General features: G+C 73.4%; 23 protein-coding genes. 16 read left to right on the plus strand and 7 right to left on the minus strand.

Annotated features, from left to right (window positions below):
• Positions 1–380 precede the first annotated feature (380 nt).
• The 14 genes from cpaB to betT all read left to right on the plus strand — a co-directional run bounded on the left by cpaB (position 381) and on the right by betT (position 15,024).
• Positions 381–1,115, plus strand: coding sequence for a Flp pilus assembly protein CpaB (gene cpaB, locus ABZ457_RS17880; RefSeq protein WP_359158519.1), 735 nt, complete (start codon positions 381–383; stop codon positions 1,113–1,115).
• Positions 1,116–1,122: 7 nt separating this feature from the next.
• Positions 1,123–2,394 carry a P-loop NTPase gene (locus ABZ457_RS17885; RefSeq protein WP_359158520.1) on the plus strand — a complete coding sequence of 424 codons (1,272 nt, stop codon included), beginning with the start codon at positions 1,123–1,125 and terminating at the stop codon, positions 2,392–2,394.
• A 339-nt stretch (positions 2,395–2,733) separates the two neighbouring features.
• Positions 2,734–3,072, plus strand: a complete 339-nt coding sequence (locus ABZ457_RS17890; protein ID WP_359158521.1) for a pilus assembly protein — start codon at positions 2,734–2,736, stop codon at positions 3,070–3,072.
• Positions 3,069–3,626: a TadE family protein gene (locus tag ABZ457_RS17895; protein ID WP_359158522.1), complete on the plus strand. Its 558-nt coding sequence runs from the start codon at positions 3,069–3,071 to the stop codon at positions 3,624–3,626. The genes ABZ457_RS17890 and ABZ457_RS17895 overlap by 4 nt, the downstream gene beginning before the upstream one ends.
• Before the next feature lie 118 nt (positions 3,627–3,744).
• Positions 3,745–5,082 (plus strand): CpaF family protein, encoded by a 1,338-nt coding sequence (locus ABZ457_RS17900; RefSeq protein ID WP_359158523.1) that lies wholly within the window; start codon positions 3,745–3,747, stop codon positions 5,080–5,082.
• Between the two features lie 8 nt (positions 5,083–5,090).
• Entirely contained in the window at positions 5,091–6,032 is a 942-nt protein-coding gene (locus ABZ457_RS17905) for a type II secretion system F family protein (protein WP_359158524.1), read from the plus strand.
• 43 nt (positions 6,033–6,075) lie between these two features.
• Positions 6,076–6,963 carry a DUF5936 domain-containing protein gene (locus ABZ457_RS17910; RefSeq protein ID WP_359158525.1) on the plus strand — a complete coding sequence of 296 codons (888 nt, stop codon included), beginning with the start codon at positions 6,076–6,078 and terminating at the stop codon, positions 6,961–6,963.
• Positions 6,964–7,404: 441 nt separating this feature from the next.
• Complete coding sequence (locus ABZ457_RS17915; RefSeq protein WP_359158526.1) at positions 7,405–7,644, plus strand: hypothetical protein; 240 nt, start codon at positions 7,405–7,407, stop codon at positions 7,642–7,644.
• 8 nt (positions 7,645–7,652) lie between these two features.
• Complete coding sequence (locus ABZ457_RS17920; RefSeq protein ID WP_359158527.1) at positions 7,653–8,303, plus strand: pilus assembly protein TadG-related protein; 651 nt, start codon at positions 7,653–7,655, stop codon at positions 8,301–8,303.
• Positions 8,304–8,332: 29 nt separating this feature from the next.
• The gene (locus tag ABZ457_RS17925) at positions 8,333–8,932 is read left to right on the plus strand and encodes a hypothetical protein (protein WP_359158528.1); all 600 of its coding nucleotides are present in this window, start codon (positions 8,333–8,335) and stop codon (positions 8,930–8,932) included.
• Positions 8,929–9,600, plus strand: a complete 672-nt coding sequence (locus ABZ457_RS17930) for an OmpA family protein (RefSeq protein WP_359158529.1) — start codon at positions 8,929–8,931, stop codon at positions 9,598–9,600. Before ABZ457_RS17925 ends, ABZ457_RS17930 begins: the two co-directional genes overlap by 4 nt.
• 208 nt (positions 9,601–9,808) lie before the next feature.
• Positions 9,809–11,281: an aldehyde dehydrogenase family protein gene (locus ABZ457_RS17935; RefSeq protein WP_359158530.1), complete on the plus strand. Its 1,473-nt coding sequence runs from the start codon at positions 9,809–9,811 to the stop codon at positions 11,279–11,281.
• A 63-nt stretch (positions 11,282–11,344) separates the two neighbouring features.
• A complete protein-coding gene (locus ABZ457_RS17940) occupies positions 11,345–12,916 on the plus strand; it encodes a GMC oxidoreductase (protein ID WP_359158531.1) in 1,572 nt (523 codons plus the stop codon).
• The gene (betT, locus tag ABZ457_RS17945; protein WP_359158532.1) at positions 12,913–15,024 is read left to right on the plus strand and encodes a choline BCCT transporter BetT; all 2,112 of its coding nucleotides are present in this window, start codon (positions 12,913–12,915) and stop codon (positions 15,022–15,024) included. Before ABZ457_RS17940 ends, betT begins: the two co-directional genes overlap by 4 nt.
• A 19-nt stretch (positions 15,025–15,043) precedes the next feature.
• On the opposite strand, the gene ABZ457_RS17950 is transcribed toward betT, so the two are convergent.
• The 6 genes from ABZ457_RS17950 to ABZ457_RS17975 form a co-directional block, all read right to left on the minus strand.
• Positions 15,044–15,613 carry a CchlQ gene (locus ABZ457_RS17950; protein WP_359158533.1) on the minus strand — a complete coding sequence of 190 codons (570 nt, stop codon included), beginning with the start codon at positions 15,611–15,613 and terminating at the stop codon, positions 15,044–15,046.
• A gap of 79 nt (positions 15,614–15,692) precedes the next feature.
• A complete protein-coding gene (locus ABZ457_RS17955; RefSeq protein ID WP_359158556.1) occupies positions 15,693–17,588 on the minus strand; it encodes an NAD(P)-binding protein in 1,896 nt (631 codons plus the stop codon).
• 293 nt (positions 17,589–17,881) lie between these two features.
• On the minus strand, positions 17,882–18,247 hold the full coding sequence (locus ABZ457_RS17960; protein WP_359158534.1) for a DUF192 domain-containing protein: 366 nt from the start codon (positions 18,245–18,247) through the stop codon (positions 17,882–17,884).
• Positions 18,248–18,303: 56 nt separating this feature from the next.
• Entirely contained in the window at positions 18,304–18,708 is a 405-nt protein-coding gene (locus ABZ457_RS17965) for a hypothetical protein (protein WP_359158535.1), read from the minus strand.
• Between the two features lie 58 nt (positions 18,709–18,766).
• A complete protein-coding gene (locus tag ABZ457_RS17970; RefSeq protein ID WP_359158536.1) occupies positions 18,767–19,546 on the minus strand; it encodes an amidase domain-containing protein in 780 nt (259 codons plus the stop codon).
• Entirely contained in the window at positions 19,547–19,942 is a 396-nt protein-coding gene (locus ABZ457_RS17975) for a hypothetical protein (RefSeq protein ID WP_359158537.1), read from the minus strand.
• 180 nt (positions 19,943–20,122) lie between these two features.
• Here ABZ457_RS17975 and ABZ457_RS17980 point away from each other — a divergent pair, with 180 nt between their 5' ends.
• Positions 20,123–20,986 (plus strand): A24 family peptidase, encoded by an 864-nt coding sequence (locus ABZ457_RS17980; RefSeq protein WP_359158557.1) that lies wholly within the window; start codon positions 20,123–20,125, stop codon positions 20,984–20,986.
• Positions 20,987–21,318: 332 nt separating this feature from the next.
• Here the strand turns inward: ABZ457_RS17980 and mgrA are convergent, their stop codons facing one another.
• Positions 21,319–22,356 carry an L-glyceraldehyde 3-phosphate reductase gene (gene mgrA, locus ABZ457_RS17985; RefSeq protein WP_359158538.1) on the minus strand — a complete coding sequence of 346 codons (1,038 nt, stop codon included), beginning with the start codon at positions 22,354–22,356 and terminating at the stop codon, positions 21,319–21,321.
• A gap of 115 nt (positions 22,357–22,471) precedes the next feature.
• Between mgrA and ABZ457_RS17990 the strand changes: the two genes are divergently transcribed.
• The gene (locus tag ABZ457_RS17990; protein WP_359158539.1) at positions 22,472–23,233 is read left to right on the plus strand and encodes an isoprenyl transferase; all 762 of its coding nucleotides are present in this window, start codon (positions 22,472–22,474) and stop codon (positions 23,231–23,233) included.
• Positions 23,234–23,523 lie beyond the last annotated feature (290 nt).

Consider the following 23,523-nt stretch of genomic DNA (forward strand, 5'->3'; position numbering starts at 1 on the left):
CCCCGCACCCTGCCCGGGCGCGCGCCGCGGGCGCTTCCGCGGTCCGCGGGCGGGGGAGCGGGCGGGAGCGGTGAGCCCGCCGCCGGAACGGGCGACGGCCCGGACCGGCCGGGGGCCCCGGCCCACCCTGCGGACCCGGACCGGCCTGCCGCCCCGGTCCGTCCGGCGGACCCGCGCCGCCCGGGCCCGCACGGCTCTGCCGGCCCGCACCTGCCCGGCCCGCGCCGCCCGGCGGACCCCACCGACTGACCGACCCGCCGCACCCCGGCACCGCTTGCCCGTCCCGCCCCGTCTCCCCCGACCCGCCCACGAGACCACTCCCGACCGCTCCCGACCACCCCCGACCGCTCCCGCAACTCCCCTACGAGGTCGCTGCGCTCATGAACTCACGGCAACGCCGCGGTGTGATCCTGCTGCTCCTGTCCGTCCTCTGCGCGCTCGCCGCGTTCGCCGGCGTCCTGTCGGTGATCGGCGACGTGAACTCCAAGGTCGGGCCCGAGGTGACGGCCTACCGCGTCAAGTCCCAGGTCGCGCCCTACACCCGGCTGCGGGCCGACCAGTTCGAGCGGATATCGATGCCCGAGCGCTGGCTCTCCCCGAGCGCCGTCACCGACATCTCCGCCGTCAACGGCAAGATCGCCGTCACCGAACTGCGCGAGGGCTCCCTGCTCCAGAGCGACATGGTCGTCGACCGCCCCGCGCTGGAGGAGGGCGAGCAGGAGATCGCCATCATGATCGACGCGGCCACCGGGGTCGCGGGCAAGATCACCCCCGGGGACCGGGTCAACATCTTCGCCACCTTCGACGGCGAGGGACGCGGCTCCGGCTCCGGGAGCCGGTCCGGCGCCGCCGAGTCCCGGATCATCGTCCCCGGTGCCCGGGTCATCGACGTCGGCAAGCTGACCGCGCTGGAGCCCCGGGGCGACGACCGCGCCGCGGCCGCGAGCCAGGCGGTCCCCATCACCTTCGCCCTCGGCACCCAGGACGCCCAGCGCGTGGCGTACGCCGAGTCCTTCGCCGTGCATGTGCGCCTCGCCTTGGTCGCCAAGGGCGGGTCCGCCGACCTCCGGCCGGGCGAAGGCACGTACACCCTCGAAGAGGACAGGAACAGGTGAGGGCCGGATGACCGTACGCATCCTCCCGGCCGTCGGCGACCCCGACGCCGCCCGGACGGTCACCGCGCTGCTCGGCCGGCTGCCCGACGCCGACCCCGCCGCGCCCGTCGCCGACTCGACCGCCCTCCTGGACACCCTCGCCCGGCTGGCCGCCGAGTCCCTGGACGAACTGCCCGAGGTCGTCCTCGTCCATGAACGCATCGGCCCGGTCCCCGCGCTGGAACTCGTCCGGGAGGTCGCGCTGCGCTTCCCGGGCGTCGGGGTCGTCCTGCTCGCCGCCGGCACCGGCCCGGGGCTCTACTCGGCCGCGATGGACGCCGGTGCCCGCGGGCTGGTCGCCCTGCCGCTCACCTACGACGAACTCGCGCAGCGGGTGCAGGCCGCGGCCTCCTGGTCGCTCGGGGTCCGGCGGCACCTCGGCCACACGGGCGACGCGCCCGCCGGGCCCGGCGGGCGGGTGGTCACCGTCTCCGGCGCCAAGGGCGGGGTGGGCACCACCGTCACCGCCGTGCAACTGGCCCTCGCCGCCCGGGCCTCCGGCCTGACCACCGCCCTGGTCGACATGGACCTCCAGTCCGGGGACGTCGGCTCCTATCTGGACGTGCAGTTCCGCCGGTCCGTCGTCGACCTCGCCGGGATCCAGGACATCTCCCCCCGGGTCCTCCAGGACGCCGTCTTCGCCCATGACACCGGCCTCGGGCTCCTCCTCGCGCCCGGCGAGGGCGAACGCGGAGAGGAGGTGGACGAGCGCGCCGTCCGCCAGATCCTCGGCGCGCTGCGCGGGCGTTACGAGGTGGTCGTCGTGGACTGCGGCACCCAGGTCACCGGCGCGAACGCGGCGGTCGTGGAGAGCGCCGACACCACGGTCCTCGTCACCACGCCCGATGTGGTCGCCGTCCGGGCCGCCAAGCGCATGATCCGGCTCTGGGACCGGCTCCAGATCCGCAAGCCGGAGGAGATCACCACCGTGGTCAACCGCCATGTGCGCAGCAGCGAGATCCAGCCCGCCCTGGTCGCCCGGATCACCGGCACCCGGGTCGCCCGCGCGGCCGTGCCCGCCAACTTCAAGGAACTCCACGCGGTCGTGGACGCGGGCCGGCTCCAGGACCTGGAGGCCAAGTCCTCGGTGAAGCAGGCCCTCTGGTCCCTGGCGGGCGAACTGGGCATCGTGAAGGGGACGACGGACGAGCAGACCGGCGACCGGCCGGGCCGGGCCGCCGGCGCGACGGCCGTCCTGCGCCGCCGCCGGGCGATCGGCGGGCCGAAGGGGGAGGGCTGAGCGATGCGCGACGGGAGCGCCGGACGCGCACCGGGCCGGGGCCGCGCCCCCGCCCGAGGGTCCGCCGTGCGCCCGCGAGGCGGTGGCGGTGGCGCCCCCGCCGCCCGGGAGCGCGCTGCCGGCCCGGGCGGCGCGGACGAGAGCGGACCGCCCCCCGCGAGAGGCGCCGGGTCCGGAACGCCCCGCACCGGGGAGGCGCTTCACGGCCGCCGCCACGCCCCGGCGGCCGGGTCCGCCGGGCGTGAGCCGGGTGGTTCCCTCGCGGGCGGGCCCGCGACGGGCCGCCGGGGCGGTGCCGGTGTGCGCCCGCCGTGGCGGCGGGGCGGGGACCGGGGGCAGGTGGCCGTGGAGTTCGTCGGGATGCTGCCCGCGATCGCGGTCACCTGCGTACTGCTGTGGCAGGCCGCCCTCCTCGGCTACACCTATGTCCTCGCGGGGAACGCGGCGGACGAGGCGGCCCGGCAGGGCGCGGTCGGCGAGGGCGGGGCCGGGCGCTGCCAGGCGGCGGCGCTGGAGGACCTGGACACCTGGCGGCAGGGCGCGGACGTCGCCTGCGGCAGCGCGGGCGGCGGGATGTACCAGGCGACCGTGACGCTCCGGGTGCCGGTGCTCTTCCCGGGCTTCGCTCCGTTCCCCTTCGAGGCGAGTTCGCGCGCGGCGGCGGTGGAGGAACGATGACGGGCCCCGCCTCGCACCGGACGCTGCCGCCCCCGGACCGGGTCCGCGTCGGGCACCGGACGCCGCCGGACCGGACGCCGCCCCCGGACCGAGCCCGCGTCGCCCGCCGCACGCCCAAGGACCCGGCCCGCGTCGGGCACCGGACGCCGCCGGTCTCGGCCCGCTCCGCCCGCCGTGCCCTCCGGTACCGCCCCGCCCGCACGCCCGCCCGCCGCGACCGGGGCCAGGTCGCCCTGGAGTTCGCCGGGTTCCTGCCGATCCTGATGATCCTCGCCCTCGCCGCCCTCCAGCTCGGCGTGGGCGCGTACACCGCCCTCCAGGCCGGCACCGCGGCCCGGGCCGCCGCCCGCGCCGACAGCGACGACGACCCGGCCACCACCGGCGGCCAGGCCGCCCGCGCCGCCGTCTCCGGCTGGCTCGCCGACGACCTCGTCCACAGCGGCGGCCCCGGCGGACGCGAGGCCACCGCCACCGTCCGCATCCGTATCCCGTCCGTGATCCCGTTCGTCGACTGGGGCCACGCCGAACGGAGTTCCACCATGCCCGCCGACTGACCGACTGACCGACTGACCGACTGACCGACTCGCTGACCGACTTGACCGACTGACTGACCGCCGCCGCCCGTCCGCCCCAGCGCACCGCCGGCCCCCGCCCCTTTGAGGAGAGTCACACATGAGTTTGCGGGCACGCCTCACCGCTCCCGAGGACCGCGGGGGCGGGCACGACGACGGCCATCTCGTCGCCACCTACCGCGCCAAGCTCCTGGAGGAGATCGACCTCGCCGAGATGTCGGCGCTCGCCGCCGACGAGCGCCGCACCCGGCTGGAACGCGTCCTCGGGCACATCATCAGCCGCGAGGGCCCGGTCCTCTCCGCCGTCGAACGCGGCCGGCTGATCCGCCGCGTCGTCGACGAGGCCCTCGGCCTCGGCGTCCTCGAACCCCTCCTGGAGGACGCCTCCATCACCGAGATCATGGTCAACGGGCCGGACCAGATCTTCGTGGAGCGCGACGGCCGGGTGGAACTCCTGCCGCTGCGCTTCGCCTCCCACGAGCAGCTGATGCAGACCATCGAACGCATCGTCTCCACCGTCAACCGCCGCGTGGACGAGTCGAATCCGATGGTCGACGCCCGCCTCCCCACCGGCGAACGCGTCAACGTGATCATCCCGCCGCTCGCCCTCTCCGGCGCCACCCTCACCATCCGGCGCTTCCCGCGCGCCTTCACCCTGCACGAGATGATCGGCGTCGGCTCCCTGGACGAGCCCATGGTCCTGCTGCTCTCCGCCCTGGTGCAGGCCCGCATGAACATCATCGTCTCCGGCGCCACCGGCACCGGGAAGACCACCCTGCTCAACGCCCTCTCCGGGCTGATCCCGGAGGGCGAGCGGGTCATCACCATCGAGGACTCCGCGGAACTCCAGCTCCAGCAGGCCCATGTCATCCGCCTGGAGTCCCGCCCCGCGAACGTCGAGGGCAAGGGCCGCATCACCATCCGCGACCTCGTCCGCAACTCCCTGCGCATGCGCCCCGACCGCATCGTGGTCGGCGAGGTCCGCGGCGGGGAGACCCTGGACATGCTCCAGGCCATGTCCACCGGCCACGACGGCTCCCTCGCCACCGTCCACGCCAACAGCGCCGAGGACGCCCTGATGCGTCTCCAGACCCTCGCGTCCATGTCCGAGGTGCGCATCCCGTTCGAGGCGCTGCGGGACCAGATCAACAGCTCGGTGGACTGCATCGTCCAGCTCACCCGGCAGGCCGACGGCACCCGGCGGGTACGGGAGATCGCCGTCCTCGACTCGCGCGGGCAGGAGCCCTACCGGCTCGCCACCGTCGCCCGCTTCGCCGCCCGGCCGATGGGCGCGGACGGACGGGTGCACGGCGTCCACGAGCATCTGCCGCTGCCCCGCAGACTGGCCGACCGGCTCTTCCTCGCGGGCCAGCCCGTCCCGCAGTCCTTCGGCGTCGCCGCGCGCGAGGACCAGCTCACCGTCAGAGAGGCCCGGTAGGCGACGACATGACCACCACCGTCTGGCTGACGATCGGCGCCACCCTGCTGTGCGGGGTGCTCGCCGTCCTCGGCGTGCACGCCTGGTCGACCGGCCGGGCCCGCCACGAGGCCCTGATCGAACGGCTCGACCGCACCGGCCCCGCCGAGGCGCCCGGCGGCCGCCGCCGGCGCTTCCGGGGCGTCGACCGGCGGCTGCGCCGCACCCGCCTCGGCCGCTGGATCACCCTGCGGCTCGCGGTCACCGGACTCGACCTGACCCCGGGGGAGTTCTTCGTCGGCACCGCCGCAGCCACCGGGGGGCTGTGGATCCTGGCGCACGTCCTGTTCGCCCCGTTCTTCGGGCCGATCGCCGGACTCCTCGCCGTCTGGGGCGCGTTCGGGTTCCTGGACTGGCAGCGGAACAAGCGGATCGAGAAGTTCATCAACCAGCTCCCCGAGCTGTCCCGCATCCTCGCCAACGCCACCCAGGCCGGACTCGCCCTGCGCACCGCCCTGTCGATGGCCGCCGAGGAACTGGACGCCCCGGCCGGCGAGGAACTGGCCCGGGTCTCCGACCAGCTCGCCGTCGGGCACTCCGTGGAGACCGCCCTCGGGGAGCTGGCCGAACGCCTCCCCTCGCGCGAACTCGTCGTCCTCGTCACCACGCTGGTGCTCTCCAACCGGGCGGGCGGCACCGTCGTCGGCTCGCTGCGCAACCTCACCGAGACCCTGGAGGAGCGCAAGGAGACCCGCCGCGAGGTGCGCACCCAGCTCTCCCAGGTCAACCTGACCGCCTACGCCGTGCCAGCGATGGGCCTGGCCGCCCTGCTGCTGCTCGACCGGGTCCTGCCCGGCGCGATCGACCGCATGACGGACTCCTTCCTCGGCCAGGCCGCGGTCGTGGTGGCCCTGGTGCTGTACGGGCTGGGCGTGTTCGTCATCCGCCGGCTGTCCAAGATCGACGTCTGAGGCCCCGAGCGGCCCGCGCGGCCCGAGAGGAACGCACGCCACCATGACCTCACTCGCCCTCGCCCTGGTGATCGCCCTGTGCGTCGTCGGCGTCTTCCACGGCGTCCGCATGTACCGGGCCGAGGCCCGGCTGCCCGGGGACCTCGCCCTCGCCCTGGAGGTCGGCGCCACCCGCACCACGGCCGTCGGCTCGGCCGTCGACCGGCTCGGCATGCGCTGGGCGCCCGCGGTGCTGAGGCTGATGGGCCCCGCGCGCGTCAACAAGGTCCGCCGCCGTATCGACCTCGCGGGCAACCCCGGCGGCCTCACCCTCGACCGCTACGCCGCCCGGCGGGCCGTCTACGGCCTCCTCGGCGCCTTCGGCGCGTTCGCCATGGTCCTGCGCGGGCAGCCGCTGCTCGCCCTGCTGATGGTCGCCTTCGGGCTCTTCTGGGTGGAGGTCGGCATCCTCGCGGCCATCCGCCAGCGCAAGGACCGCATCGAGCGCACCCTCCCCGACTTCCTGGACGTCCTCGCGGTGGTGGTCAGCGCTGGCCTCGGCTTCCGGGAGGCGCTGGAGCGGGTCGCGGAGAGCTACGAGGGGCCCTGGGCCGACGAACTGCGCATCACCCTGCGGCAGATGGACATGGGCGTCGGCCGCCGCCAGGCCTTCGACGAACTGCGGCGGCGCAACGACAGCGAGCAGGTCGCGCAGTTCGTCACCGCCCTCCAGCAGGGCGAGGAACTGGGCGCCCCGATCACCGAGACACTCATCCAGATCGCCAACGACATGCGCCGCACGGACGCGCAGAACGCCCGGCGGCGGGCGGCCAAGGCGGTCCCCAAGGCGACGCTCACCATCACCTCGATCATGGTCCCGGCGACGATGATCCTCCTGATCGCGGCCTTCGTCTTCGGCGCGGACGCGGACTTCGGCTCGGTGGGCGGCTGAGTTGGCCGCTGAGTCGGCGGTCCAAGCGGCTGGGCGACGGGGGCGCGGGGTCCAAGCGGCTGCGGGGGCGGGGCCGTGCGGCCCGAACGTCTCGACTTCGTTGAATTCAGGCGAACTCGCTTCGCACCTGCAACCGGCTGTGGGACAGTCGTTCCCGAACACGCGGGGTGACGCGTCCGCTACGCGGACGACCTGTCCCGGGCCCGGTGCGGCCCGGCGTCCGCCCCGTGACGTCGTCGGGCACGGCCGGGTTGTACGGGGAGGGGGAGGGGTGGTGCGGGACCATGTCTGATCGCGCCATGACGGCTTATTTCGGCCGGAATTGGGCCCAGGGGCCCTGTACGGGAACGCCCCGCCCGCCGTACGTTCCGGGTGTCGGCACCGACACCGAGACACGCGCACCGGCCGGCCCCGATCCGGCCGGACCCGAAGGGGGACGACATGTCCAACGACTCGCTGCTGAAGGCCGCGGTGAGCACCCAGCTCCGCCTGGCCACCTGGCGGAACACCGTCGTCCGCCACATGACCGGCCCCGACCGCTCGAAGGGCCAGACGGCACTGGAGTACCTGGGGATCATCATGGTGGTGGTGGTGATCATCGGGGCGATCGTGGGGACGGGGATCGGCGGGAAGATCACGGAGAAGATCAACGAACAGATCGACAAGATCAAGGCTGGCTGAATCCCTCCGTGCGCCGGCGTGCCCGGGATCAAGGGCAGGCTTTTCCCCTGTACCTGGTGATGGTGGGTGGTCTGCTCTTCCTCGCGTTCGCCTTCTTCGCCGTCGGCATGGCGTCCGCGACGCGGAGCACCGCGCAAGGCGCGGCGGATGCCGCAGCCCTGGCAGCCGCCCAGGAAGCCCGTCGCCAGCTCACCGGCCAGTGGCTCGACGCACTTGACGACCCTGCCGCCTGGCAGGCCATCTTCGATGGCAGCGGAGAAGTGCTCGCCTGCGGCGAGGCCGAGGGCTTCGCCGCTCGCAACGGCGCCCGGCTGACCGCGCCCTGCCGTGCCGAGATGACCCCGTGGCTCACCTACGGTGTCGAGGTCGAAACCACCGAACCGATCGGCGCGTCGGTCGTCCCCGGCACCGAGGGCAAGTACGCGAAGGCGGATGCGAAAGCAGTGGTGGAGCCCCTGTGCGCCGTGGGCCCGTTGCCCCCGGAGCCCACCCCTTCACCGAGCCTGAGCCCGACGCCCGACCCCGATCCTGATCCGGGGGAGGACGAGGACCCCCGACTTCCCACGCTGGTCTGCGAGGACAGGATCTGGGACCTGGGAGACGATCCGGACGACCTGCCCGAGGCGAAGGACCTCTTCGAAGTCCGGCTGGTCGACTGACAGTGAACACGAGAGAAGGAATCCGATCGATGAGCATTCGGCGCGTCTCGGCGGTACGCAGGGGAGCGGCAGCGGCCGTGGTGTGCGCCGTGCTGACTCTGGCGATGGCCGGTTGTGGTGGGGGCGAGGGCAACGACAGCGCGGACAAGCCCGGTTCGTCCTCCACTCCGCCGAGGAAGGAGAGTCAGGGTGCCGGACGAACATCCGGCACACCGAAGCCCGAGCCCACCGAAGTCATCGCCACCGCGAAGGGCAGGAACGGGATCGTTCTGGAGGTCACCTCGGTCGAGCGTGACTCCGGCGGATTCGTCACGGTGAACGGCCAGATCAAGAACACCGGCAGCGCCACGTACTACCAGACCACGCCATGGCGGGGGAACGAGCAGGAACTCCAGGGCGGCGGTCAGTCGGTGGGCGGGGCCACTCTGGTCGACAAAGTGGGGAAGAAGCGCTACTACGTGCTCCGTGACACGGACGGCCGCTGCCTGTGCACCTCGGGCTTCACCCAGGTCGACGCAGGTCAGGAGCTCCCGATCTTCATTCAGTTCCCGGCGCCCCCGCAGGACACGACGTCGGTGGACTTCCAACTCCCCACGTTCCAGACCACCACCGTCGAGATCACCGGATGAGCGGCGAGGACATGACCCGCACCCGGACGCCCCGGCATCCCGCCCCCCGCCTCGCCCTCGGCGCCGTCACCGCCGTCCTGCTCCTCACCGCCGGCCCCGCCCCCGGCGCCCACGCCGACGAGACGCCCAGTGTGCCGCCCGGGACCGAGGCGTCCGCGACGCCGCCCGTGGAGGTGGACCCCTCGTCGCCCGGGCTCAGGATGGTCGACGGGGCGACGCTCGCGCCCGCCAAGGTGCTCGACATCAAGTCCGTCGTCGAGTCGCCCGGGGGCGAGGAGCGCCGGGAGGACACCAACTCCGATGTGACGTTCGCGCTCCAGGCCGAAGTGCTGTTCGGCAAGGACAGCGCCAAGCTCGGGCCCGAGGCCAGGACCCGGATCCAGGCGATCGCCGCCGAGATCACCAAGGAGAACGCCCGGCGCGTCCGCATCTTCGGCTTCACCGACGACCTCGGGTCCTCCGCCCACGGCGACGTGCTGTCCAAGAAGCGCGCCGACGCCGTGCACTCGATCCTCTCCGGATCGCTCACCGACGCGGGCATCACCTACGAGGTCCGCGGCTACGGCGAGCAGTTCCCGATCGCCGACAACTCCACCGAGGAGGGCCGCAAGAAGAACCGCCGCGTCGAGGTCTCCTACCCGCGCGGCGCGGCCGGCGCCCCCGGCTAGCCCCAGCCCGCCTCCCCGCCTCCCTGCCGGCCCGCTCCGTTAGCCCGCCCGGGGTGCCTGAACCATCCGCTCGCCCTCGCGGCGGTGCGTCCCGTGGCCGTGGACCGTCCGATGGGCCATCTTGCTGACCGTCAAACGGATCAGCACGGACGGCACGGACCGGTGACGACACCGGCACGACACCGGCCGGACGCGAAGGAGGCCCGCGGTGGGCGAGGGCGAGCTGTACATCGACGGCGAGTGGACGCGGGCGTCGGCCGGCGGCCGGCGGGAGGTGGTCAACCCGTACGACGCCTCCGTCGTCACCACCGTCGACGAGGCCGACGCCGAGGACGTGGACCGCGCCGTCCGCGCCGCGCGGCGGGCCTTCGACGACGGGGAGTGGGCCGGCGCCCCCACCCGCCGCCGCGCCGACCTCCTGCGCCGCGTCCACGACCTCCTCCTGCGCGACAAGGAGGAGATCGCCCGCACCGAGACCCTCGACACCGGCAAGACGCTGACCGAGGCCCGGATCGACGTCGAGGACGTGGCGAACACCTTCCGCTACTTCGGCGAACTCGCGGGCAAGGACGGCGGCCGGGTCGTGGACGTCGGCCCGGACGTCCTCAGCCGCGTCGTCTACGAGCCGATCGGGGTCTGCGCCCTCGTCGCCCCCTGGAACTACCCCCTGCTCCAGGCCTCCTGGAAGGTCGCCCCGGCCCTGGCCGCCGGCAACACCTTCGTCCTCAAGCCCAGCGAGGTCACCCCGCTCACCACCATCGCCATGATCCGGCTCATCGAGGAGGCCGGCGCCCCGCCCGGCGTCGCCAACCTGGTCCTCGGCTCCGGCGCCACGGTCGGCGCGGCCCTGACCAACCACCCCGAGGTCGACCTGGTCTCCTTCACCGGCGGCCTGGCCACCGGGCGCACCATCATGGCCGGCGCCGCCGACGGCCCGAAGAACATCGCCCTGGAACTCGGCGGCAAGAACCCCAACGTCGTCTTCGCGGACGCCGACTTCGACGCTGCCGTGGACAACGCCCTCAACGCCGCGTTCCTCCACTCCGGCCAGGTCTGCTCCGCCGGATCGCGCCTGATCGTCGAGGACTCGCTCCACGACCGCTTCGTCGACGCCCTCGCCCGCGGCGCCGCCGCGATCCGGCTCGGCGACGGCATGGCGGAGGGCACCGAGAGTGGGCCGCTCAGCTCCGCCGAGCACCGCGCCAAGGTGGAGGCCCTGATCGCGGTCGGCCGCGAGGAGGGGGCCCGGCTGGTCACCGGCGGCGAGCGCCCCACCGACCCCGCCCTCGCCCGCGGCTACTTCCTCCGGCCGACCGTCTTCGCCGACTGCGACCGGTCCATGCGCATCGTCCAGGAGGAGGTCTTCGGGCCGGTCGTCACCGTCGAGCGCTTCCGCACCGAGGACGAGGCCGTGGCCCTGGCCAACGACACCCGCTACGGCCTGGCCGGCGGCGTGTGGACCTCCGACGCGAGCCGCGCCCAGCGCGTCGCCCGCCGGCTGCGGCACGGCACCGTGTGGATCAACGACTTCCACCCGTACGTCCCGCAGGCCGAGTGGGGCGGCTTCGGCCACTCCGGCGTCGGGCGCGAACTGGGGCCCACCGGGCTGCGCGAGTACCAGGAGGCGAAGCACATCTACCAGAACCTCGCCCCCGCGCCCACCGGCTGGTTCAAGGGCTGACCCCACGCCCACCCCCACACCCCGGCCCCAACGCCCCCACCCAGGAAGGCCCCCAGGCACCCCATGGCTCCCATCACCCCGCACGGCGCCGAGTCCGCCTACGACTACGTCATCGTCGGCGGCGGCACCGCCGGCTGTGTGCTCGCCGCCCGGCTGACCGAGGACCCCGACTGCCGTGTCTGCGTCATCGAGGGCGGCCCCAGCGACGTCGGCGACGACCGCATCCTGCGCCTGCGCAACTGGATCAACCTGCTCGGCTCGGAGTTCGACTACGGCTACACCACCGTCGAGCAGCCGCGCGGCAACTCGCACATCCTGCACTCCCGCGCCCGGGTCCTCGGCGGCTGCTCCTCCCACAACACCCTGATCAGCTTTCTGCCGCTGCCGGAGGACCTGGACGACTGGGTGGCCGAGGGCTGCACCGGCTGGGACCCGGCGACGATCCTGCCGTACCGCGACCGCCTGCTGACCAACATCGTCCCGGTGGCCGAGGCCGACCGGAACCCGATCGCCCGGGACTTCGTCACCGCCGCCTCCCGCGCCCTCGGCGTCCCCGTCGTCGAGGACTTCAACGCCCGGCCCTTCGCCGACGGCACCGGCTTCTTCTCCCTGGCGTACCAGCCGGAGGGCAATCTGCGCTCCTCCGCCTCCGTCGCCTATCTCCACCCCGTCCTGGACCGGCCCAACCTCACCCTGAAGCTGGAGACCTGGGCGCACCGGCTGCTGCCCGACGAGGCGGGGCGGTTCACCCGGGTCGCCGTGCGCGGCGCCGACGGCGAACCCGCCACCGTGCGCGCCGAGCGGGAGGTCCTGCTCTGCGCGGGCGCGATCGACACCCCGCGGCTGCTGATGCTCTCCGGTATCGGCCCGGCCGAGGACCTGCGGCGCGTCGGCATCGAGGTGCGGGCCGACCTGCCGGGAGTGGGGGAGAACCTGCTGGACCACCCCGAGTCCGTGATCGTCTGGGAGACCGCCGGGCCGCTGCCGCCCAACTCCGCGATGGACTCCGACGCGGGGCTCTTCCTGCGCCGGGAGCCGGACCAGCCGCGCCCGGACCTGATGTTCCACTTCTACCAGGTGCCGTTCACCGTCAACACCGAACGCCTGGGCTACCCCGTCCCGGAGCACGGCGTGTGCATGACGCCGAACGTGCCGCGCGCCCGCTCCACCGGCCGGATGTGGCTGCGCAGCGCCGACCCGTCCGAGCATCCCGCCCTGGACTTCCGGTACTTCACCGACCCGGACGGGCACGACGAGCGGACCGTCGTGGACGGGCTGCGGATCGCCCGCGAGGTCGCCGCCACCGAACCGCTGCGGGACTGGCTGGTGCGCGAGGTCGCCCCCGGCCCCGAGGTCACCTCCGACGCCGAGCTGTCCGAGTACGGACGGCGGGTCGCGCACACCGTCTACCACCCGGCGGGCACCTGCCGGATGGGCGCGGCGGACGACCCGATGGCGGTCTGCGACCCGCAGTTGAGGCTGCGGGGCGTGGAGGGCGTGCGGGTCGTGGACGCCTCGGTGTTCCCGACGATGCCCACCATCAACCCGATGGTGACCGTGCTGCTGGTCGCCGAACGCGCCGCCGACCTGCTCACCGGCCGTCCCGGGCCCGCCGCCACCGGGGCGGAACTGTGACCGCGCCCGGCCCCGCCGCCGACACCGAGGACCTCGCCGAGGGGTCCCCGGAGGGCGAGGGCACCCTCAAACCGCTGGTCTTCTTCGGGTCGGCCGCGCTGATCCTCGCCATCTCGGTCTGGGCGATCATCACGCCCTCCGGGGCGGAGAAGGCCATCGGCGTGGCCGTCGACAAGATCTCCGGCTGGTTCGGCTGGTACTACTTCCTCGCCGCGACCCTCTACCTGGTGTTCGTGGTCTTCATCGGGGTGTCCAAGTACGGCACGATCAAGCTCGGCCCCAAGCACTACAAGCCCGACTACGGCCTCTTCTCCTGGGCGGCCATGCTGTTCGCGGCGGGCATCGGCATCGACCTGATGTTCTTCTCCGTCGCCGGGCCGGTGAGCCACTACCTGGCCCCGCCGGAGGGGGACCCCGAGTCGCTGGAGGCGGCCCGGATGGCCGTGGTGTGGACGCTGTTCCACTACGGCATCACCGGCTGGGCCATGTACGCCCTGATGGGCATGGCCCTCGCCTACTTCGCCTTCCGCTACAAGCTCCCCCTCGCGATCCGCTCCGCGCTCTACCCGCTGATCGGCCGCCGCATCCACGGCCGGGTCGGCGACGCCGTCGACCTGGCGGCCATCATCGGCACCGTCTTCGGCATCTCCGTCTCCCTCGGTATCGGCGTCGTCCAGCTCAACTACGGCCTGAAGTACCTCTTCGACATCCCGGAGGGGCTGCCCGCGCAGATCGGCCTGATCGCGGTGGCGGTGCTGATGGCCACCGTCTCCGCGGTCTCCGGCGTGGACAAGGGCATCCGCCGGCTCTCCCAGCTCAATGTGCTCCTCGCCGTGCTGCTGATGCTCTTCATCCTGGTGGTCGGCGAACCCTTCCGGCTGCTGAACGCCGTCGTCCAGAACATCGGCGACTACATCAGCGGCTTCCCGTCGATGACCCTGAACACCTTCGCCTACGACCAGCCCACCGAGTGGCTGGACGCCTGGACCCTCTTCTTCTGGGCCTGGTGGATCGCCTGGGCGCCGTTCGTCGGACTGTTCCTGGCCCGGATCTCCCGCGGCCGGACCCTGCGCCAGTTCATCGCGGCGACGCTCATCATCCCGTTCTTCTTCACCGGCCTCTTCCTGGCGGTCTTCGGCAACAGCGCCCTGTTCGTGGTGATGGACGGGAACACCGCCTTCGGCGACATCGCCCTGAACTCCCCGGAACAGGCCTTCTACGGGCTGCTGGACCAGTACCCGGGGGCCGTGTTCAGCGCGGGTCTCGCGACCTTCGTCGGGCTGCTGCTCTATGTCACCTCCGCCGACTCCGGCGCCCTGGTGACCGGCAACCTCAGCTCCCACCTGCCCACCCCGGTGACCGACGCCAAGACCTGGCTGCGCACCTTCTGGGCGGTGGCGACGGGTCTGCTCACCCTCGCCATGCTGATCGTCGGCGGTGTGCAGGCCCTCACCGACGCCACGATCATCATGGGCCTGCCCTTCTCCTTCGTGATGTTCCTGATCATGGCCGGGCTCTATCTGGCCCTGCGCTCGGAACGGATGCGCGAGGAGGCGCTGACCACCACCCTGCCGGGCTCCCTCTCCGGCCGCACCACCCAGCACGGCCCGACGGGCGCCCAGTACTGGCGCCGCCGCCTCGGCCGCGCGATGGCCTTCCCGGGCCGCCGCGCCGCCGTCCGCTTCGTCGAGGACGTGTGCCGGCCGGCCTTCGAGGAGGTCGCCCAGGAACTCCGGGACCAGGGCGCGCAGGCGGAGGTCCTGACCGGCACCGACGAGCCGACCGGCCTCCCGCACGTCGGCCTCGGCGTCCCGATCGGGGAGAGCGACCAGTTCGTCTACCGCGTCTGGCCGACCGAACTGCCCACCCCCGCCTTCGCCACCCGCTCGGTCAGCACCCACGACAGCTACGTCCGCTTCGAGGTCCAGCTCGCCGAGGGCAACCAGGGCTACGACGTGATGGGCTACACCAAGGAGCAGCTCATCGCCGACATCCTCGACCAGTACGAACGCCACCTCGAATTCCTCCGCCTCCACCACGAGGCCACCGCCGACTCCCCCCTCCCGGACCACCGCCCGGACCCCCCGGACGTGCACCACCCGGAGTAGGACCCCGGGGCACGGCGGCTCACGGAGCGGGGCGCGGCGCGGTCAGCGCGTTCGTGCCCCGCTCCGCGCAGTGCGGGCAGCGTTCGCGGCCGTCCCAGGCGGACCAGCCGAAGTCCGTCGGGGCGAGGGCGCGGCCCTTCAGTTCGTCGCGGACGGCCTCGCGGTAGGCCCAGACGGCGTCCAGGTAGGGGTGGTAGACGTCGTGGAAGGCGGGGGACGCGATGTCCGCGCCCGCGGCGACCGCCCGGCGCAGGGCCCGCAGGTGTTCGAACATGGTCTGGCCCGCGCCGGCGATCCGGGTGCTGGCGTCGAGGAAGAGGCGCTCGCGCACCTCGTAGATCCGGGCGTCCGTCAGCGCCGCGCGGCTCGCCCCCTCCAGGCCGGACGGCCCGGCGCCGCCCTGCGCGAGGCGGCGGAGTTCCGTGTGGGCCGCGCCCGCCGCCGCGATGAACTCCGTGTAGACGTCCCGGCGGCGCGCCTCCAGCCCCCGGCGGTGCTCCTGCCGGGTGCGCAGCCGGTCGGCCAGGACCGTGCCCGCTATCGCGATCAGACCGCCGCCCAGTGTGGCGACGAGTGTTCCCCATTCCACCCCGTGTCCCCCTCGGATCGTGTCCGCGACCGCCCCCGATGATGCCCGGTCCGCCGTGATCCCCGCCCGGCTCACGCCCTCAGACGCGGACGATCCGGCGGCCCATCAGCTCCGCGAGCCCCAGGCGGGTCGCCGCGATCACCACCCGGTCGCGTTCCGTGAGGAGATGGCCCGGGTGCAGGTCCCAGACCAGGCCCGAGCCGTTCTCGCCGGACGGGGCCCCGCCCTGCGGGCCCAGGTCGGCGCGGCGGTTCTCCGGGTCCGTGGTGTCCAGGGCGATCACCCGCCAGGCGCCGGGCCGGAAGGACTCCGCCACGGTCCGGCCCTCCAGCTGCGGGGTACCGGCGACGTCCACGGCGGCGACCAGGAGCACCCGCCGCTCCACCGGGATCGCCCCGAGGATGCGACGGCCCATCATCGCCCCGGCGAACGCGGGCGCCGCCAGATGCGTCACGCTGCGGCTGCGGGTCAGCGCACGCGGGTGGGCGGTCCGCAGGGTGCGGTAGACGGCGGTGGCGAACTGGTCGTCGTACAGCCGCAGGGCGGTGCGCACATCGGGCCGGATCGACCGCGCGTACAGGGTCGCCTCCAGGTTGGTGGTGTCCGAGCTGGTCAGCGCGAGGAGCGCGTGGGCGCGGTGGATCCGGGCGGTCTCCAGGACCCCTTCGTCGGTGACGTCGCCGAGCACCACCGGCACCCGCAGGCTGCGCGCGAGGGCGAGGCCGCGCGCCTCGGGGTCGTTCTCCACGCACACCACCGGGATCTCCATCTCGCGCAGCCGGGCCAGCACCCGGGTGCCGATCTTCCCGAGGCCGAGGAGGACCACATGCCCGGACAGTCCGCGCGGCGGCCGGCGCAGCACCGTCGCCGTACGGAACGCGCCGAGGGCCTCCAGCACGGCCGCGACCAGCACCGGCAGCAGCAGGATGCCCACCAGTCCGGCGAGCAGCTGGAGGACCTGGCGGCCGGCGGCCTCGTCCACGGCCGGGTCGTTGATGGCGAAGATGTCCAGCAGGGTCATGTACGCGGCGTGCAGCGGGTCCTCCCCGGAGACCGCCCACGCGGTCAGCGCCAGCGCCCCGACCGCCGCGAGCAGCCCGAACAGGGACCAGCGCAGCCGGCGCGAGAACAGCGACCCCATGGGCAGCGCCGCGCCCGCCAGCCGGGAGGCGGCCTGGGTGCCCCCGGCGTACGACACGGCCTCCAGCGCGACCGTGCCCCGGCCGGTGGCGCGGGCCACCGCCTCGTCGTCCGGCAGCAGTTGGGGCCCCTGCTCGCCGCTGTCCTCGGAGCCCTCGGCGCCCGCCGGGTCCGTGGTCGTCGCGGACAGCAGGGCCAGGGTGCACAGCCCGGGGTCGGCGACGGCGCCCTCCCCGGGCGGGGTGCGTTCCACGGCGCGCAGCAGCAGGCCGTCGGCGTGGATCACCTTGCCGGTGCCGGCCACGGCGGTCGCGGCCAGGGCCGGGGCGGCGGTGTCGGCGTCCGAGAGCACGGTGGTGGAGGAGTCCAGCTCGGCGAGGTCGATGTCCGGTTCGGCCACGATCGCCGCCTGGTCGAGCAACTCCTCCAGGTGCTGGCCGAGTTTGCGGTTGTAGAGCCGGATGACGAGGCGCAGCCGGGGGTTGAGCCGCCGTGCGACGAGCGCGGCGCGCAGATTGGTCTCGTCGTCCTCGTAGACGAGCGCCAGCGCGGAGGCGGTGGCCGCGCCCGCGGCCGTCAGGACCTCCTCGTCCGGTTCGAGGGCCTCCATCACCCGCAGGTCACCGGCGGCCCGCCGGTCACCCGGTCGCGGCCGGGCGCCGGGCGACGGTACGCGGCCGAGGAGCCCGGAGCCGAGGAAGCGCAGGGTCCGGCCGCCGCTGTCGGCGGGGGGTTCGCGGTCGGCGGGGACGACGACGGTGACGCGCTCGCGGTAGACGTCCCGCAGCTCGACGGCGAGCCGGTGGGCGAGCCCGTCGTCCCCGCAGACGACCATCCGGCCCGGGGCCGGGGCCCTCCGCTGCCCGGCCGCGGCCGCCCCGCCCCGCTGTGCCACCACGCGTCCGCCTCCCCGTCGCACTGCCGACCGCCACCGGGGACGCCCGCCAACCTGCCCGCGCGCGGCGGGCGTTCACGGTGATCGTGCCATCGCGGAGGCCGGTTCCGCATTGCCGGTGTCCGGCACTTCCCGGCTCGTCCCGGATGCCGGTGGCACGGAACGGCCCGCCGGGCCAGACCGCAACCGGCCTTCCTCGTACGGGCGTTGGCGCATCGCCCACCCCGGCGCGCTCAGCCCCCGGCGACCGGGCGGACGTTCACCCGTACGCCGGGCACCAGCCCCCACCCCGCCATTGCGCCCGCCTCCGCCTCCAGCACATGGCGCGAGCTGAGCCGGACCTGCCCGAGCCGCCCGGGCACCATCGTGCGCACGGCCAGCACCCGCAGCTCCCGGTCCAGATGGGCCACATCGATCGCGAAGCGCATCCGGAAGGTGTGCACGGACGCGCACGGCGTCAGCAGCATCGCCCCCTCGACCCCGTCCCGCCCGAGCAGCCCCCGCCTCCGCGCCCGGTACGACGCGGCCACCACCACCCCGACCGGCTCGGCCCGCCCGGGAATCCACAACTCGGCCGTGCCGTCCCGCCATTCACCCATGGGGGGACGGTAGCGGGCCCCGCCCCGCGCTTCGAACGGGTCGGGGCCCGGGGCGGTCAGCCCGGAGGCGCGGTACCGGCCGCGCCGGACGGCTTCGGCACGACCCCGTCCATCGGGGCCAGGTGCCACTGCCCGTCCTCCCAGCTCACGGTCTCGGTGACCGAGACGTCACGGCCGCCGGCCGCCGCCTGTCCGGTCAGCCGGACCTGCCAGACGTCCTGGAACTCGGAGTTCCGGCTCCAGGTGACGTCCCACCCCTGCCCGCCGTAGGCCCGCAGCCGGGCCTTCGCGTCGTCCTCGCCGTCGGGGTGGCCGTCGAGGAGATCGGCGAGACCGGCCTCGTCGGAGGCGTTGAGCAGCTGGACGTACTCGGTCAGGAAGCGGTCCTGGTCGGCGAGATCCGCCTTCTCGGCGCCCTCGCCACCGCCCCCGCACGCCGCGAGCACGAGCGCGGCGCACACCACGGCCGCCGCCACCCCGAACCGGCGGCCCGCCCGCCCGTCGGCCGGCCGTTCCGGCTCAGGTGCGGAAGGCGTAGTACGTCGCTCCCTTGTTGGACGCCACAAGGCTCGCCACCGACTTTCGGTAGGTGTTGGTCGAATGGTAGGTGAGGTACGGGACACCGCTGGAGCTCCGGTAGGTCGTGATCATGGAGTGATCCTTGGACCCGTTGCTGGTGAAGTCCATCTGGAGAATGTCCCCGACACCCATGTGGTACACGTTGGAGAGGTTGTACGTCCGCTTGCTGTGCAGGGCGAACGAGGCCCAGTAGCTGACGCTCGTCCAGGACCAGGTCTGGTTGCTGGAGTTGTACCACCAGTTCTTGTAGCTCTTGTACCAACCGGTGTCGTTCTTCCAGCCTCCCGCGCGCAGCGCCTGGCTGATGAAGTTGGTGCAGTCGCCACCGACGCCGTTGAACGTGCGGTATGCCGGGTTGTAGTTCTTCCAGTGCTTCTCGGCGTACTTGGCCATGGCGCTGTAGTTGTAGCCGGCCGCCACCGAGAACTTGTTCTGCTGCTGTGCGGGCTCCGAGGTGGTCGCCGGCTCGCCGACGGGTGTCTCCTCGCCGCCCGGGTCCACGACCTCGGTTTCCGGTGCGTTCACCGCCCCGGGGCCGCCCTCTTCGAGCGGCGAGATCCGGGACAGCTGCCATGTCCCGTCCGCGCCTGCGGTGAAGGTCAGTTCGTGGCGTGCCTGGAAGCCCGTCGTCGGCGGCTCGTCGCCTCGGATCTTCTTGTAGGTGAGCACGGTGGTCTCGGTGGCGTGAGCTGTTGCCCGGCCGTCGGCGGCGACTGTCACCTAGTCGATGGTGACGTCGGTGTCCGCGGCTGTGTAGGCCTCGTCGAGTTCGGCGAGGAGCTTCTTGCGCTTCACCAGCCCTGTGACGGCACGGTCCTCGGCGCGGGCGACGGTGCCGGCGAGGCGTACATCGCCGACCGGTGGCGTCGAGGCCCTGGCCAACGACTGTGTGCCCTCGACAAGGGCGGCCGTCCGCTTGGTGATCACGGCTTCGGCGAGGGCGGCGAAGTCCCCTTTCGTCTCCGCCGTGACGGCAGTGCTGTCGGTGGCCGGGCTCTGCGCTCCCGCTGTGCCCGGTTCCGAGGCGGTTGCACCGGCGGCGGGCAGCAGGACGGCCGACAGCGCAACGGCCAGTGCGCCGACGGTGAGCCGGCTCGTACTTCTGATCGGTCTCACTGAATTCCCCCATGTCTCCCGGGACTTGCCGAATGTCATGACTATGCCATTCATTATGAATCCATGTGCCGGGTCTATGGGACTTGCGATCGGAATGGCCTATTCCGCCGTTGCGTGGGCCCGTTCCCGGGCCTGACCGCCGGTGCCGAGCCCTAGGATCCCGGCGTGGACCCGACGCCGATGCTTGCCGTGGTCGCCGCCCTGTGGGGCGGCGCGGCGGGGCTGCTGGTGCCCCGGGCCGCCTACCGCCTCTCCGTCGAGCCGGAGGAGGCGTGGCGCGACGCGTGCCCGGCCGGGCATCCGATCGGCGGGCCGGTGCGTGGCTGGGTGGGGCTCGCGCGGTGCCGGGAGTGCGCGAGGGCGACGACCGGGCCGCTCGCCCCGCCCCCCGGCCCGGCGGTGGTGCGGAGTGACCACCCCCGCCCGGCGGCCGGGCACGGCGACCCCGGCCCGGTGGTCGCCCAAAGCGACCCCGCCGACCCCGACGCCCCGGGCCCCCGCTACCGCCGCGCCCCCGTCCTGCCCCTCACCACCGCGCTCCTGTGCGCGCTGCTCGCCCTCGCCACCGGGCCCCGGCCCGAGGTGGCGGTCTGGCTGCTCTGCGCGCCGGTCGGCGTGCTGCTCGCCGTCGTGGACCGGGCGGTGCACCGGCTGCCGGACGGGCTCACGCTGCCGCTCGCCGGCGGGGCCGCCGCCCTGCTCGGGCTCGCCGCGCTCCTGCCCGGTGCGGCCGGGTCCTGGCCGGGGGCGCTGCTGGGCGGGCTCGTCCTCGGGGGCGCGTACTTCGTGCTGTTCCTGGTCAATCCGAACGGCATGGGCTTCGGCGACGTCAAACTCGCCCTCGCCCTGGGGGTGTTCCTCGGCTGGTACGGCTGGACGGTCCTGTTCGCCGGGGCGTTCGCCGGGTTCCTGCTGGGCGCGGTCTACGGGCTGGGCCTGATGGCGCTGGGCCGCGCGGGGCGGCGGACGGCGATCCCCTTCGGACCGTTCATGCTGGCCGGGGCGTACCTGGGGCTGCTCGCCGGGGCCCTGGGCGCGTCCTGAGGCCGCCCGCCGGGGGTACGCGATCCGCGCGTCAACGCAAGGCCCGTGACGCGGGGTCACCCGTCGGAGGGACGGGCCCGCCGGCGGCCCGGTCGCGCGGGTACGGAAACGGCCGCCCCGGACCGGGCGGACCCCAGGCCGGAGGCCGTCCGGCACCCCCTCCGGTGGCCCCCGCCGCCCCGTCCGCGGGATCCGCCACGCCGCGTTGGCATGTCATGGCATCCAACACCGCTTACGAAGGGTTATGGTGGAACCCCCCCCTCGGGCCGGTCCGTATCCCCCCCACGGACCGGCCCGTTTTCTGTCCCCGCCCGGCGAAGGGGGCAGGGGGCTCAGCTCCGCGCGGCCCAGATATTGGTGCCGGCGGTGTCCACCGCGAAGGTGTCGATCTCCGTCAGCTCCGCCTCCGTCAGCGCGGGCGCGGCCAGGGCCGCCATGTTCTCCTCCAGCTGCCGCACGCTCGACGCCCCGATCAGGGCCGAGGTCATCCGCGGGTCGCGCAGCACCCAGGAGAGCGCGAGCTGCGCCAGGGACTGGCCCCGGCCCGCCGCGATCTCGTTCAGCCCGCGCAGCCGCCGCAGCACGTCGTCCGAGAGGAGGCCGGGGTCGAGGGACTTGCCCTGGGTGGCGCGGGAGCCCTCCGGGATGCCCTTCAGGTACTTGCCGGTCAGCAGCCCCTGCGCCAGCGGCGCGAAGGAGATGCAGCCCATGCCCGCGCCCTCCAGGGTGTCGAGCAGCCCGTCGTCCTCGATCCAGCGGTTGATCATGGAGTACGAGGGCTGGTGGATGAGCGCCGGGACGCCCATCTCGCGCAGCAGCCGGGCCGCCTCGGCGGTCTGCTCGGCGGTGTAGGAGGAGACGCCGGCGTAGAGCGCCTTGCCCTGCCGGACGGCGGAGGCGAGCGCCCCCATCGTCTCCTCCAGCGGGGTGTCCTTGTCGAAGCGGTGCGAGTAGAAGATGTCGACGTAGTCGAGGCCCATCCGCTTCAGGGAGGCGTCGAGCGAGGAGAGCAGGTACTTGCGGGAGCCCCACTCGCCGTACGGGCCGGGGTGCATGAGGTAGCCCGCCTTGGTCGAGATGACCAGTTCGTCCCGGTAGGGGGTGAAATCCTGCGCGAAGAGCTTGCCGAAGTTCAGCTCCGCGGAGCCGGGCGGCGGTCCGTAGTTGTTCGCCAGGTCGAAGTGCGTCACGCCGAGATCGAAGGCGCGGCGCAGGATGGCGCGCTGCGAGTCGAGCGCGCGGTCGTCGCCGAAGTTGTGCCAGAGGCCGAGCGAGATCGCGGGGAGCTTCAGGCCGGAACGGCCGCTGCGCCGGTACTCCATGGCGTCGTAGCGGTCCGGTGCGGGGGTCCAGTGCGGGGATGCGTTCACCCGTTCTTGCTATCACGGGCTATCGCGGACTTGTGACACACCAGGTTGGGCCGCCGCGACCCGGCCGCAGTACTGTTGCGCCTTCGGGGACAGCCGTTTCGAGGGGTGTAACACAGTGAACCTGCGCGACCTGGTGTACGGGCTCTACGCACGCCGGGTGGAGGGCCGCCTCGACCACGCCCAGGTGCCCAAGCACATCGGGGTGATCCTCGACGGCAACCGCCGCTGGGCCAAGGCGTCCGGCGGCACCGCCGCCCAGGGCCACCAGGCGGGCGCCGACAAGATCTCCGAACTGCTCGGCTGGTGCGACGAGACCGACGTCGAGGTCGTCACCCTGTGGCTGCTGTCGACGGACAACTTCGACCGCCCCGAGGAGGAGCTCACCCCCCTCCTCAGCATCATCGAGAACACCGTCCGCAACCTCGCCGCCGACGGCCGCTGGCGGGTCCACCACGTCGGCACCCTCGACCTCCTCCCCGCGCACACGCAGACCGTGCTGAAGGAGGCCGAGGAGGCGACCGGCGCCATCGACGGGATAATCGTCAACGTCGCCGTCGGCTACGGGGGCCGCCAGGAGATCGCCGACGCCGTGCGCTCGCTGCTGCTGGAGCACGCGGAGAAGGGGACGAGCCTCCAGGAGCTCGCCGAGACCGTCGAGGTCGAGAACATCTCCGAGCATCTCTACACCCGGGGCCAGCCCGACCCCGACCTCGTCATCCGCACCAGCGGTGAGCAGCGGCTGTCGGGATTCATGCTCTGGCAGAGCGCGCATTCGGAGTACTACTTCTGCGAGGTGTTCTGGCCGGCCTTCCGCAAGGTCGACTTCCTGCGGGCGCTGCGCGACTACGCGGCCCGCCACCGGCGCTACGGCGCCTGAGCCCGGAGAACCCCGAACACTCCGGGGCGGGCCCCGAAGTCCCCGGCGGCCCCCGCCGGGCCCCGGCCGCGCCGCCCCGAGACCCCGCCACGCGCCCCGTGTGCGACCCCGCGCCCCCCGCGCCCGCCCGGTGTCATCCCCTGTTCATCCGCATGACGACACGTGCCATGGCATGGCCGGAGTTGTTCGCGGGCATACCCCCTCCAGGTCGACGTCCGATCCACGAACGTCGTATCTCAGTGAGCGGCCGACACCGCTCACCCGGGAGGCCCTTTGCACACCGAGGACTG

It is taken from the genome of Streptomyces sp. NPDC005805 (assembly GCF_040630445.1).
Classification (GTDB): Bacteria; Actinomycetota; Actinomycetes; order Streptomycetales; family Streptomycetaceae; genus Streptomyces.